Genomic DNA, 12,483 nt, shown 5'->3' with positions numbered 1-12,483 from the left:
GCCTTTTGAATTAGGAGTAAATCATGACCCAATTAGCTACGCAAGATACTGTACAAGATTTAGCCGAGCCACCAGTTCCATTGGTGTTCACGGATAGCGCTGCTGCAAAAGTGGCTGACTTGATTGCTGAAGAAGGCAATCCTGAATTAAAACTGCGCGTGTTTGTTCAAGGTGGTGGTTGCTCAGGATTTCAGTATGGCTTCACATTTGATGATGCTGTGAATGAAGATGACACGCTCTTTGAAAAAAATGGTGTGACTTTATTGGTAGATTCAATGAGCTTCCAATATTTAGTTGGCGCTGAGATTGATTACAAAGAAGACATCAATGGTTCACAGTTTGTGATTAAGAATCCTAATGCCCAAACTACTTGTGGTTGCGGCTCTTCTTTCTCTGCATAAAGAGAAAAGTTAATTTAACTACGCAGGGTAGCAAGCGCCTAGAATTCTAGGACCCTTCGCTCCCGTAACGGCTGGCAAATTTGCTGGCTGTTTTTCTTTATGGGCCCATGCAAGCCATGCAAATGCAAGGCCTTCGACTAGTTGTGGGTCAATGCCAAGCGCATCACTGGTAACAATCTCAAGTTTGTTCGTAAATAAGATTTCAGCTCTAGATTTAAATAAATTGAGTAATGCGCTATTGCGCGCACCACCACCACAGATAATGAATGTCTGGGTTTGCGGGGCGTAGCGCTCCAAGGCTTGCAGGGCTGAGTCCACAGTTAATTGCAAGAGGGTGGCTTGGACATCTTCGGCATTGATGTTGTCCGAGCCAATTTGCTTTTGCAACCACTCTAGATGAAAGTCATCACGCCCCGTGCTTTTTGGCGGAGCTTTTGCAAAAAATGCATCGGCCATCATTCGTGATAACAGCGCTTGATTGACCTTGCCTTGTGATGCCCAAGTGCCGTTCTCATCAAAGGTGTGTCCTTGTTGATCCGCAATCCAGGCATCCATCAACATATTGCCGGGGCCGCAATCAAAGCCCCTCACTTCACCCTCTTTGGGTAATAGCGTCAGGTTAGCAATGCCGCCAAGATTGAGCACGGCGATATTTTTATCTGTAGAAAATTGTTGCGCATGAAAGGCTGGCACTAGAGGCGCACCATGACCGCCTGCTGCTAAATCACGACTTCTAAAGTCTGCGATGACATCAATGCCAGCGAGCTCCGCTAATAGGGCTGGATTGAGGGTTTGGTGCGTATAAGCTAAGTGATGAGCAAGATCAGCTTGGTGACGAATGGTCTGACCATGGGCACCAATTGCGCTGATATCTGCAGGGGATAGCTTGGCCTGAGTAAGTAATTGCTTAACTGCATCCGCATAGGCTACTGCCAAGGCATTAGCAGCCTGATTCTCCCGGTGAATTTCGTTTGGTCCGGGACTTTGTAGGTCGGCAAGTGCTTTGCGCAACTCCGGACTAAAGGGGGTGCTTACGGAGCCTAGAAGGTATGCTGCCCCGGAGGCTTCAATCTTTGCCAGCACGGCATCGATCCCATCTAGGCTAGTGCCAGACATCAGGCCAATATAGAGGGATTGAGGCTTATTCATGCAGTATCAGGGCTTTGTTCTCAGGAATGCGACAATTATGCTTTAGCAATCTAAATACTAATTTAACCGACTAAGTAAGTCACTAAGCTAACCCAATCAGCATGACGGCTAAACCAGAACAAAAATACCCACTGACTCCTGAAGTTTTTGCAGCCCTTGAAGTAACCAAAAGGGGTTGTGATGAGTTATTGGTCGAGACGGATTGGATTCAGAAGTTAGCCAAGAGCCAAGCTACAGGTACGCCTTTGCGTATTAAGTTGGGTTTGGATCCAACTGCACCTGATATCCATTTAGGCCATACCGTTGTTTTGAACAAGTTACGTCAGTTACAAGATTTGGGTCATACGGTCATTTTCTTGATTGGTGACTTCACCAGCATGATTGGTGATCCTTCGGGACGTAATGCAACCCGTCCACCACTGACGGCTGAAGAAATCGCTGTCAATGCGCAGACCTACTATCGTCAAGCTAGTATGGTGCTTGATCCTGCTAAAACGGAAGTCCGTTACAACAGCGAGTGGTGCGATCCTCTGGGTGCACGCGGCATGATTCAGTTGGCAGCGCGATATACCGTTGCCCAAATGTTAGAGCGCGATGACTTTACCAAGCGCTACCGTAACGGTGTGCCTATCTCTGTGCATGAGTTCTTATATCCGCTAATGCAGGGCTATGACTCTGTTGCCTTGAAGAGCGACTTGGAGCTTGGTGGTACTGATCAGAAATTTAATCTCTTAGTTGGGCGCGAGCTCCAGCGTGAGTATGGCCAAGAACCACAATGTATTTTGACTATGCCCCTCCTTGTTGGTTTGGATGGCGTAGACAAGATGAGTAAGTCCAAAGGCAATTACATTGGCATCAGCGAGCCTGCTGGCGAAATGTTTGGCAAGCTCTTGAGTATCTCCGATGAATTAATGTGGGATTACTTCACCTTGCTCTCATTCCGCCCGATGGCTGAAATTGATTTAATGAAGCAAGAAGTGGCTGCCGGCAGAAATCCTAAAGATTGCAAAGTGCTACTCGCACAAGAAATCGTTGCACGCTTTCATTCGCAAGCTGCTGCAGAAAAAGCATTGGAAGACTTTAATCACCGCGCTAAAGGTGGTGTACCTGACGATATTCCAGAAGTAACTCTCACTGGAGCGCCAATGCAAATCGCCAATCTTCTGAAAGTAGCCGGCTTAGCTCCATCAACATCAGAAGCCAATCGCAACATCGAACAAAACGGTGTGAAGATTGATGGTGTAACAGTTGCTGATAAGCAATTGAAGGTTGAAGCTGGCACTTACGTAGTGCAGGTAGGCAAGCGTAAGTTTGCCAAGGTTACGCTGAGCTAGATCTCAAATATCGAGGCTAGCAGAGCCGCTAGGTGGGGTGAGGCCAAAGTGCTCATAGGCTTGGCGTGTTGCCACTCGGCCACGTGAGGTTCTTTGTAGATAGCCTTGTTGAATCAGATAAGGTTCTAAGACATCCTCAATGGTGTCGCGCTCTTCACCAATTGCAGCTGCTAAGTTATCAATTCCTACGGGGCCACCATCAAACTTATGCAAGATGGCTTCGAGTAATTTACGGTCCATCACATCAAAACCACTTGGATCGACATCGAGCATTTTTAATGCGGCATCGGCCATTTCTTTAGTAATGGTGCCCGTGCCTTTGACTTCGGCGTAGTCGCGCACTCGACGTAATAGGCGATTAGCGATACGTGGAGTGCCTCTAGCACGCCTCGCAATCTCAATTGATCCCTCTGGGTCAATATCGGCTTTTAGCAAGCTGGCAGAACGCGTAATAATTTTGGTGAGCTCTTCAGTGGTGTAGAACTCCAGTCTTGCCACAATGCCAAAGCGATCACGCAGTGGATTGGTGAGCATGCCGGCACGTGTTGTTGCGCCAATAAGCGTGAAGGGCTTGAGATCAATTTTGACGCTGCGCGCTGCAGGACCTTCACCAATCATGATGTCTAGGCTGTAGTCCTCTAGCGCTGGGTACAGAATCTCCTCCACCACTGGAGAGAGGCGATGAATCTCATCAATAAAGAGCACATCGTTTGCTTCTAAATTGGTCAGCAATGCAGCGAGATCACCCGGTCTATCGAGAACAGGGCCGCTAGTTTGGCGTAAGTTCACACCAAGCTCTCTAGCAATGATGTGCGCTAGGGTGGTTTTACCAAGACCTGGAGGTCCGAAGAGTAGTACGTGATCGAGCGCTTCCTGGCGAGCTCGAGTTGCAGTAATGAAGATCTCTAGTTGGGCACGCGCCTTAGTTTGGCCAACATACTCATCAAGCTGTTTTGGGCGCAAAGCTCTTTCGAAGACGGCTTCCGAGTTTCCGGCTGCACCGCTAACGATGCGGTCATTGCCTTCCGGTAAATCTTCAGGAATTGAGCTGAGGTCTTCTGTGTGGATTGCCATACTGCAAGTGTAGTGGTGTTTGGGTGACTAGTTAAGAAGACTTCGAGAGGTATTTGAGGCCCATGCGGATACCATCCGATACAGTGGTATCGGGCGGTATTTGTTTGAGGGCAAGATGCGCTTCTTTTTCTGAATAACCCAGCGCCAAGAGGGCCTGCAAAACTTCACTGCTTGCTTCAATCGCTTGAGGTTTGCCGCCAACAATTCCTAAATCTGGGGCCAACTTGCCTTTGAGTTCTAGGCAAAGACGTTCAGCAGTCTTTTTACCAATGCCGGGGACTTGAGTCAGGCGTCCTGCTTCTTGCATAGTAATGGCTTGAGCCAATTCGTTAACGCTCATGCCAGAAAGTACGGCAAGGGCAGTGCGTGAGCCGACACCGCTAATCTTAATCAATTGTCTAAATGCTTCACGCTCTGTTTCAGTGGCAAAGCCAAAGAGCTGTTGCGCATCTTCACGAACTTGGAAGTGCGTGAGAAGCGTAATTTTTTGATTGGTCTCTGGGAGTTGATACAGGGTGCTCATTGGCACATCGATCTCATAGCCAACGCCTTGGCAATCTACCAAGAGGCGAGGAGGGTGAACTGAAACGAGAATGCCTTGTATGCGACCAATCATGTAAAGATCTTAACCTGTTTGTATTGTTATTTCTTGCTAGTCTTTTTGGGTGCAAGAGCTGCGGTAATTACTTTCGGAATCTGGGCATGATGCGCAGCGCAAATGGCTACTCCCAAAGCATCGGCTGCATCGGTGCCGGGAGCACGGCTTAGACGGAGTAAACGCTTCACCATTTCTTGAACTTGAGGCTTGGTAGCTCTACCGGTTCCTACGATGGACTGCTTTACTCTGAGTGCACTGAACTCTGCAACAGGGAGTTTGTCGGATACGAGGGCTGCAATCACTGCACCTCGAGCCTGACCCAGCATCAGGGTAGAACGAGGATTGACGTTCAGGAACACTTCTTCGATAGCTGCTTGCTCTGGTTGGTAGGTCTCTAGAACCTCTTTAATGCCTGAGTACAAGATTCCTAATCTCACAGGAAGACCTTGGTCTGGGTCACCGCTTTCAATCGTCCCAGAGGCTACGTAGCTCAGTTTTTGGCCATCAACATCAATGACGCCAAAACCCGTTGTTCGAAGACCTGGGTCGATTCCTATCCAGCGCATAAGTGCTTAGTGACGAAAGTGACGTGTGCCAGTAAAGATCATGGCGATGCCGTGCTCATCAGCTGCCGCAATGATTTCATCATCACGCATGCTGCCACCAGGCTGAATAGCGCAGCTTGCACCACCATTCACAACCACATCCAAACCATCGCGGAATGGGAAGAAGGCATCACTAGCTACTGCAGAGCCTTTGAGGCTTAAACCTGCGTTCTCAGCCTTAATACTAGCCATACGTGCGGAGTCTACGCGGCTCATTTGGCCAGCGCCAATACCGAGAGTCATACCGTTAGCGCAATACACAATCGCATTGGACTTTACAAACTTGGCAACGCGCCATGCAAACATCATGTCGTGCATTTCGCTTGGAGTTGGGAGGCGCTTACTGACAACGCGCATTTCGTTCTCAAGGACGTTCTTCGCATCAGGAGATTGAACGAGCAAGCCACCGCCAACACGTTTGAAGTCAAAAGTATTAAATGCAGTACCTAAAGGAATCTCTAAGAGACGTACATTTTGTTTGGCGGCAAAGATGGCTTTTGCTTCAGCGCTAAAGCTTGGCGCAATCAATACCTCTACAAACTGCTTTGAAATCGCTTCAGCTGCGGCGCCATCACATGGCACGTTGAAGGCAATAATTCCGCCAAAGGCTGAGCTCGGATCTGTTTTGAATGCCTTTTGATAGGCCTCGAGGGCATTGGCAGCAACAGCTACACCGCAAGGGTTCGCATGCTTGATGATGACGCACGCTGCAGCACCGCCAGCATTACCGGTGAAGCTTTTGACACATTCCCAGGCAGAGTCAGCATCGGCAATATTGTTGTAGGAGAGCTCTTTGCCTTGTAATTGTTTGTAGTTGGCAAGCGTACCATCAACTGGATAAATGTCTTTGTAGAAAGCTGCTGATTGGTGTGGGTTCTCGCCATAGCGCATTTCTTGCACTTTTTCAAAGGCAAGGTGCAGCGTTTCTGGATAGGCAGATCGTTTCTTGTGATCGAGGTCATCACCTAATGCAGATAGATAATTTGCAATCGCGCCATCGTATTGGGCGGTATGGGCAAATACTTTTTTAGCCAGACCCAAATTGGTCTTATAAGAAACTACATTTTTATTGGCTTTCATTTCTTCGAGTACAGGTGCGTAATCTTCTGGTGAAATGAGTACGGTCACATCTTGATGGTTTTTGGCAGCGGCACGCAACATCGCTGGACCACCAATATCGATGTTCTCAACTGCATCCTCAAATGAGCAATCTGCTTTAGCCACTGTTTCATTAAATGGGTAGAGGTTGATCACGAGCATATCGATCGTATCGATGCCATGTTCTTTCAAAGCAGCCATGTGCTCAGGGAAATCTCGGCGAGCCAATAAGCCACCATGAACCATGGGATGCAAGGTCTTTACGCGGCCATCCAACATCTCCGGGAACTTGGTAAGTGAAGATACTTCCACTACGGGCAAATTATTTTCAGCCAGGAGTTTTGCGGTACCGCCAGTAGAGATCAGCTTGACACCTTGCTCATGAAGGGCTTTAGCGAACGGCACGATGCCATTTTTATCGGAAACAGAGAGTAGGGCTGTGCGGATCATATTTTTTCAGAAGGTGTAATTAATCAAGAATTTGCGAATGGGATCTACTTACTTCAAAAGCTGGTGTTCAACCAGTTTCTTGTGCAAGGTATTACGGTTGATGCCGAGATATTGCGCTGCCAAAGATTGATTCTGCTTTGCATGTTGCATTACTAATTCAAGCATGGGCTTCTCAACGACTGCGAGAACCATTTGGTACAAGTCAGACGGGGGTGTTCCTTTGAGATCATTCAAATAACCTTGGAGTTGGGTCTCAATACATTCGGTGATGGGGTGCTTATTGGTCATGGGTAAATTAAATAACTAGAAAACTAAATTTAGACTGCTTCTAAAAATAACAAACGATCAGAATGGGATTTCATTTCATTGAAAAAATCATTCACCATTTGTAATTGGGTTTTGCAATCATCGGCGGTATTCATTCTTTGGCGAAATGCATGTGAGTCACGTAGGCCCTTGCAATACCAACCGATATGCTTACGCGCTGTGCGCAAGCCGACATACTCCCCATAGAACTCATAGTGATCAATCAAATGTGCATTCATGATCTCTTGAATCTCATTAATCTGCGGTGTTGGTAATTTGCCGCCCGTTTCTAAAAAGTGATTGATCTCACGAAAAATCCAGGGACGTCCTTGAGCAGCACGGCCAATCATGATGGCATCGGCACCAGTTTCTTTTAAAACAAATTCTGCTTTTTCTGGAGTGGTGATGTCACCGTTAGCAACTACTGGAATGGCAATACTATTTTTTACTGCGGTAATGGTTTCGTACTCCGCTTCACCGTGATACAGGTCAGCTCTCGTGCGGCCGTGAACGGTCAACATGGAGATGCCAGATTTCTCAGCGAGACGTGCAATGTCTATTGCATTTTTATGTTCGCGATCCCAGCCTGTCCTAATTTTTAAGGTCACAGGAACTGCATCGGGACCTACGCCCACAGCCTGAACTACGGCTTCCAAAATTTGCTGTACTAAAGGCTCGTCTCTCAATAGCGCGGAACCAGCTGCAACATTGCATACCTTTTTGGCTGGGCAACCCATATTGATATCAATGATCTGGGCGCCATGATCGACGTTGAGCTTGGCAGCTGCGGCCATCATCTGCGGATCGGCGCCAGCAATCTGGACTGCAATCGGCTTAAATTCGCCTTGGTGATTGGCGCGACGCTGGGTTTTCTCGCTCTTCCATAGCAAAGCATTGGAAGCGATCATTTCAGATACGGCATAGCCGGCTCCAAGCTTTTTGCAAAGCTGACGAAATGGACGATCCGTTACCCCAGCCATTGGGGCGACAAATAATCTATTTGCGAGAAGGTGTGGGCCAATCTTCATGGGTTGCGGGCTGATTTCTGGAGGGCTTCTAGTGCTGGGGAAGGGTGTCACTTTAGCACAAGTCGGCCTAAATCTGCCTAAAAAATAGGCAGATTCACTAATTTAGATCAAACGGGGAATACTTGGATTTGGGAGGCTATTTCAGCCTCTTAGCGCCTGCCAAACATCATCTGGCGAGCTAAGGCTGTTTTGATAGGCGGGAGCCATTGGAGAGCCGATAAAGCCAATCCACGACCAATCACGATGGGTAGTAGGTTGGAAGTGAAGATTCTGGCCATAAAGTCAGTTAAGCCAATTGTGGCAGAGCGATCTAGCTTGCGACTTTGAGCGTAGTCCTGCAGGGTATTTTCAATAGCGAGAGGTGTTTTTTGATCATCAGGCTTGGAAAAGAGGGCGCTGAGTTTTTCAGCTAAAAGATAGGCATCCCTCAATCCAAGGTTTAGACCCTGTCCTGCAACGGGGTGCAAAGTCTGAGCAGCATTGCCAATCCAAACCTCATTTCCCTGAGTAATTTCTTTGCGGTAATTGAGTCCTAACTCATAAAGGCGACGATCTTGGATTTTGAGAAACTGACCAATACGAGAACCAAACTCGTCTTGCAGACTTTTCAGAAATTCAGCATCACTTAAAGCGAGACGTGCTTGTGAAGAACTTGGGGTTCCACACCAAACTAGATTCAGGATGTTGGGGCCATAGTGACTTGGCAAAACTGCCAAAGGCCCTTCAGAAGTAAAACGCTCCCATGCTTGATGAGGTGCTGCATTCTCAACCTCAACTAAGCCAACCAAAGCGGATTGCTCATAGTCTCGACCAGACTCAACCCAATCCTGAGTTTTAAATAAACCCCCTTCAGCATGAACTACACATTGGGCTTGAATATTTGATGTGTCTGCCTGCCCATCAATATGCTCCCAAATAAAATTCGAACTTTTTGTCTGAATAGCTCTTAAAGCTTTACGCAATGTCAGGTGAATATCGCGATAACGAACGATGTGACCTAAGGCATCCTGCCCAAGCTCTTCCCGAGTCATGAGGGCGCGACCAAAACGACCTGCTTGTGACACATGTACTCGATGAATGTCAGCACATTCAGTGGGCCACGCATTAATAGTATCGAGCAATAGCTTGCTGCCATGCGATAAGGCAATCCCTCGACTATCCGCAGCAGCTAAATCAGCGTCATCAGCGGGGTTGCGATCGAGTAAGACAATTTTTGCTTGAGGAAATTTTTGCAAGCACCATGCTGCACAGGCCAAGCCAACGGGCCCGCCACCCTGAATCACCATATCAAATTTTGTTGCTGACATGCTTGGCAATTTAATTATTCTTCATCAGTGCTTCGATTTCATCGGCTTTGACTGGTACGCCGCGAGAGATTAATTCACATCCTGAATCATTTACCACAGCATCATCCTCAATGCGGATGCCGATATTCCAGAAGCGCTCATCTACATCATCTGCTGGACGAACGTATAGGCCTGGTTCAATAGTAAGGACCATGCCAGGCTTGAGAAGGCGCCATGGTTTTTCTGAAGAGTCTGTTGCTGTGCTTAGTGGTTCGCGATATGAGCCAACATCATGCACGTCCATACCCAACCAATGTGAGGTACGGTGCATATAGAAACGACGATAGGCGCCAGTTTCAATCGCGTTATCTAGCGAGCCCAATTCCGACAGCTTGAGAAGTTTTTCATCAAGCAATCCTTGGGTCAGAACTTTGAGTGCGGCTTCATGTGGTTGCATAAATGTGTTGCCAGGCTTAGTTGCTGCAATAGCCGCCTCTTGCGCAGCTAGCGTGATGTCATAGAGGGCGCGTTGTGCCCCTGAAAACTTCCCATTGACCGGAAAAGTGCGGGTGATATCCGATGCGTAGCCATCAAGCTCGCAACCTGCATCGATCAAGCAGAGTTCGCCACTACTCAGTTCAGTATTACCAGCGCGGTAATGCAGAATGCAGGAGTTCGCTCCACCAGCAACAATGCTGTTGTATGCAACGCTTTGTGCACCGCTATAGCGGAACTCATGCAGAAGTTCAGCTTCGAGATGATATTCACGCATACCAGGTTTGCAGGCTTGCATTGCACGAATGTGGGCACGCGCAGAAATTTGGGCTGCACGACGCATGATGTCGATTTCATGTGCATCTTTGAAAAGACGCATTTCATGAATCAAACTTTCTACATCATGGAATTCTGAAGGGGGATTAACTCCAGCACGTGCTTGCGCTCGCACCTGCTTCATCCAATGGCGTAAACGGCGATCGGTCTCAGCACTTTCTGAGAGGCGAATGTAGACAGCATCTTGATCTGCCAATAACTCACCCAGTTTTTTATCTAACTCATGATTGCTATGGGCGTATTCCACCCCTAAGGTTGTAGGTGCTGCGTCTGGCCCCAAACGAATGCCATCCCAAATCTCACGCTCTGCATCTTTAGGTCTGCAAAAAAGATGTGATTCGAGTTGGGTTTGTGATGCCGACCCAGTCATCTTTAATACGAGGGTTGCGCCCGGCTCTTCAAAACCAGTGAGGTAGAAAAAATCACTATCATGACGATAAGGAAATTCGCTATCTCGATTGCGCGCAGTTTCAGGCGCTGTAGTAATGATGGCAATGCCACCACCAGTTTTAGCGCAGATCAGTTTTGCTAGTTCGACTCGGCGTTGTTGGTAAATGCGGGAATTATTCATTTGCTGCATTGAGTTCTTGTAATCGTTGGGGCGTACCTACATCGTGCCACGGTCCAGTATATTTTTCACCGGACACTCTATTTTCAGTCATGGCCTCTCGGAGGAGTGGGGCTAGCTTAGTGGGTACATCCAACTCTATATCTTTGAAGAGGTCTCGGTGATACAGCCCAATTCCGGAAAAAGTGAGCTTTTCAGCTTCACCCAAAGGCTCAGCAGCTACTTGGGAGCCCTTCAGGTAAAAGTCCCCCTCAGGGTGCTGAACCGGATTGGGAACCATCAAAAGGTGTGCCAAAGGCTTGTTTGGCATATTGCGAAAACGAATAACCTGCTCTAAAAGCTCAGGAATTGGCAGGCTTGGGCTAAAAACATCCCCATTCATCACTAAGAAATAATCGCTGGGGTTTAGCAAGGGGAGCGCCTTGCGAATACCGCCTGCAGTTTCTAGGGCGCTAGTTTCTGGAGAGTAGGTGATGTTGAGCTCGAATTGGCTGCCATTGCCTAAAGCTTTCTCAATCTTATGGCCAAGCCAAGCATGATTAATCACCACATTTTCAATGCCTGCTGCACTAAGTGCCTCTAAATGCCAGGCAAGTAAGGATTTGTTTTTGATGGTGAGGAGTGGCTTGGGCAATTCATCCGTTAGTGGACGCATGCGCTCGCCTCGACCAGCGGCCAGTAAAAAGCACGGAATGAGATTGCGCTGATTCATGACGGTTTGCTGTTATTCCTTAGTAGGGCGTGTCGATTCCAAAATACGTGCCAAGGGCTTTAATTCAATATAACGATTGGCAGTGGCAATCGCATACTCCAGCACCAATGGGATATCTTTGAGATAGCCATCTTTACCATCGCGATGAAACAGCCTTGCAAAAATACCTAAAACTTTAAGATGCCGCTGTAAACCCATCCATTCAAAGTCACGATAGAACTGACCAAAATCATCGGGCATTGGTAATCCTGCTTTGCGGCCAGCCTCCCAAAATTTAATTACCCAATCAATCACGCGCTCTTCTGGCCACGCAATGTAAGCATCACGCCAAAGTGAGGCTGCGTCGTAAGTGATGGGGCCAAAGACCGCGTCTTGAAAATCGATCACACCAGGATTATTTCTATCGGTCACCATCAAATTGCGTGAGTGGTAATCGCGATGTACATAGACTTTTGCTTGCGCAAGATTATTTTGAATGATGAGTTCAAAAGCTTGCTTGATTTGAGAAATCTGAACTTCGCTTAATTCGATATGCAAATGTTTATGCAGGTACCACTCTGGAAATAAATCCAATTCACGTTGTAATAGCGCTTCATCATAGTTTGGTAATGCATCTGGTTTGCTTGCTAATTGCATTTGTACCAAAGCATGGGTTGCATCTTGATAGAGGTGATCAGCGCTCTCAGAATTGAGTTCCGCAAGATAGGTTTTGGTGCCCAAATCATTGAGTAAAAGATAGCCATCTGCTACATTTTTTTCTAAAATTTTCGGGACATTTAGGCCGGCATTTTCGAGCAATAAATCGACCTTAATGAAGGCATCTAAGGGCTCATGTTGGGGTGGGGCATCCATCACGATTAAAGTCGGAAAATCCGGGTTTTTGGACCCAATCCGGAAATACCGCCGAAAGCTGGCATCAGCCGAGGCAGGGGCTAAAGTGGATAGATCTAATTGCCAGCTAGGTTCAAGGCCTTTTAGCCAGCTAAGGAGGGAGTCTAAGCGAGAGTCAGTCATGGTCGATTCGTATAATAAGGCGGGTCTGG

13 protein-coding genes are annotated in these 12,483 nt (G+C 47.5%); 2 read left to right on the top strand and 11 right to left on the bottom strand.

All coding sequences use genetic code 11. The features are described 5' to 3' along the window. The first annotated feature begins 23 nt into the window (after nt 1-23). Nucleotides 24-401, top strand: coding sequence for an iron-sulfur cluster insertion protein ErpA (gene erpA, locus AOC19_RS08295; RefSeq protein WP_215375908.1), 378 nt, complete (start codon nt 24-26; stop codon nt 399-401). A gap of 18 nt (nt 402-419) precedes the next feature. On the opposite strand, the gene AOC19_RS08290 is transcribed toward erpA, so the two are convergent. Beyond that, nucleotides 420-1,550, bottom strand: coding sequence for an anhydro-N-acetylmuramic acid kinase (locus tag AOC19_RS08290; protein ID WP_215375906.1), 1,131 nt, complete (start codon nt 1,548-1,550; stop codon nt 420-422). A gap of 101 nt (nt 1,551-1,651) precedes the next feature. On the opposite strand from AOC19_RS08290, the gene tyrS reads away from it, so the two are divergent. Further along, complete coding sequence (gene tyrS / locus AOC19_RS08285; protein WP_215375903.1) at nt 1,652-2,884, top strand: tyrosine--tRNA ligase; 1,233 nt, start codon at nt 1,652-1,654, stop codon at nt 2,882-2,884. A gap of 3 nt (nt 2,885-2,887) precedes the next feature. Here tyrS and ruvB read toward each other — a convergent pair whose 3' ends face one another. The 10 genes from ruvB to AOC19_RS08235 form a co-directional block, all read right to left on the bottom strand. After that, nucleotides 2,888-3,958, bottom strand: coding sequence for a Holliday junction branch migration DNA helicase RuvB (gene ruvB, locus AOC19_RS08280; protein WP_215375901.1), 1,071 nt, complete (start codon nt 3,956-3,958; stop codon nt 2,888-2,890). 31 nt (nt 3,959-3,989) lie between these two features. Continuing rightward, the gene (ruvA, locus tag AOC19_RS08275) at nt 3,990-4,574 is read right to left on the bottom strand and encodes a Holliday junction branch migration protein RuvA (protein ID WP_215375898.1); all 585 of its coding nucleotides are present in this window, start codon (nt 4,572-4,574) and stop codon (nt 3,990-3,992) included. A 26-nt stretch (nt 4,575-4,600) separates the two neighbouring features. After that, a complete protein-coding gene (ruvC, locus tag AOC19_RS08270) occupies nt 4,601-5,122 on the bottom strand; it encodes a crossover junction endodeoxyribonuclease RuvC (protein WP_215375896.1) in 522 nt (173 codons plus the stop codon). A gap of 6 nt (nt 5,123-5,128) precedes the next feature. Then, entirely contained in the window at nt 5,129-6,709 is a 1,581-nt protein-coding gene (gene purH, locus AOC19_RS08265; protein ID WP_215375894.1) for a bifunctional phosphoribosylaminoimidazolecarboxamide formyltransferase/IMP cyclohydrolase, read from the bottom strand. 48 nt (nt 6,710-6,757) lie between these two features. After that, the gene (locus tag AOC19_RS08260) at nt 6,758-6,997 is read right to left on the bottom strand and encodes a helix-turn-helix domain-containing protein (RefSeq protein WP_215375891.1); all 240 of its coding nucleotides are present in this window, start codon (nt 6,995-6,997) and stop codon (nt 6,758-6,760) included. A 29-nt stretch (nt 6,998-7,026) separates the two neighbouring features. Next, complete coding sequence (gene dusB, locus AOC19_RS08255; protein WP_215375888.1) at nt 7,027-8,043, bottom strand: tRNA dihydrouridine synthase DusB; 1,017 nt, start codon at nt 8,041-8,043, stop codon at nt 7,027-7,029. A 149-nt stretch (nt 8,044-8,192) separates the two neighbouring features. After that, nucleotides 8,193-9,350, bottom strand: a complete 1,158-nt coding sequence (locus AOC19_RS08250; RefSeq protein WP_215375887.1) for an FAD-dependent monooxygenase — start codon at nt 9,348-9,350, stop codon at nt 8,193-8,195. A gap of 10 nt (nt 9,351-9,360) precedes the next feature. Next, nucleotides 9,361-10,731, bottom strand: a complete 1,371-nt coding sequence (locus AOC19_RS08245; protein WP_435367671.1) for an aminopeptidase P N-terminal domain-containing protein — start codon at nt 10,729-10,731, stop codon at nt 9,361-9,363. Continuing rightward, the gene (gene murU / locus AOC19_RS08240; protein WP_215375880.1) at nt 10,724-11,440 is read right to left on the bottom strand and encodes an N-acetylmuramate alpha-1-phosphate uridylyltransferase MurU; all 717 of its coding nucleotides are present in this window, start codon (nt 11,438-11,440) and stop codon (nt 10,724-10,726) included. Before murU ends, AOC19_RS08245 begins: the two co-directional genes overlap by 8 nt. A 12-nt stretch (nt 11,441-11,452) precedes the next feature. Next, on the bottom strand, nt 11,453-12,454 hold the full coding sequence (locus AOC19_RS08235; protein ID WP_215375877.1) for an aminoglycoside phosphotransferase family protein: 1,002 nt from the start codon (nt 12,452-12,454) through the stop codon (nt 11,453-11,455). Between the last annotated feature and the right edge of the window lie 29 nt (nt 12,455-12,483).

The organism is Polynucleobacter asymbioticus (genome assembly GCF_018687575.1).
Taxonomy (GTDB): Bacteria; Pseudomonadota; Gammaproteobacteria; order Burkholderiales; family Burkholderiaceae; genus Polynucleobacter; species Polynucleobacter asymbioticus_C.
The sequence above is the reverse complement of the archived record's forward strand: the minus strand, read 5'-3'. Positions and strand labels throughout refer to the sequence as shown.

Coding starts and splice junctions, on each gene's coding strand:
- erpA (WP_215375908.1), top strand. CDS start 24: ATGACCCAATTAGCTACGCAAGATACTGTACAAGATTTAGCCGAGCCA.
- AOC19_RS08290 (WP_215375906.1), bottom strand. CDS start 1,550: ATGAATAAGCCTCAATCCCTCTATATTGGCCTGATGTCTGGCACTAGC.
- tyrS (WP_215375903.1), top strand. CDS start 1,652: ATGACGGCTAAACCAGAACAAAAATACCCACTGACTCCTGAAGTTTTT.
- ruvB (WP_215375901.1), bottom strand. CDS start 3,958: ATGGCAATCCACACAGAAGACCTCAGCTCAATTCCTGAAGATTTACCG.
- ruvA (WP_215375898.1), bottom strand. CDS start 4,574: ATGATTGGTCGCATACAAGGCATTCTCGTTTCAGTTCACCCTCCTCGC.
- ruvC (WP_215375896.1), bottom strand. CDS start 5,122: ATGCGCTGGATAGGAATCGACCCAGGTCTTCGAACAACGGGTTTTGGC.
- purH (WP_215375894.1), bottom strand. CDS start 6,709: ATGATCCGCACAGCCCTACTCTCTGTTTCCGATAAAAATGGCATCGTG.
- AOC19_RS08260 (WP_215375891.1), bottom strand. CDS start 6,997: ATGACCAATAAGCACCCCATCACCGAATGTATTGAGACCCAACTCCAA.
- dusB (WP_215375888.1), bottom strand. CDS start 8,043: ATGAAGATTGGCCCACACCTTCTCGCAAATAGATTATTTGTCGCCCCA.
- AOC19_RS08250 (WP_215375887.1), bottom strand. CDS start 9,350: ATGTCAGCAACAAAATTTGATATGGTGATTCAGGGTGGCGGGCCCGTT.
- AOC19_RS08245 (WP_435367671.1), bottom strand. CDS start 10,731: ATGAATAATTCCCGCATTTACCAACAACGCCGAGTCGAACTAGCAAAA.
- murU (WP_215375880.1), bottom strand. CDS start 11,440: ATGAATCAGCGCAATCTCATTCCGTGCTTTTTACTGGCCGCTGGTCGA.
- AOC19_RS08235 (WP_215375877.1), bottom strand. CDS start 12,454: ATGACTGACTCTCGCTTAGACTCCCTCCTTAGCTGGCTAAAAGGCCTT.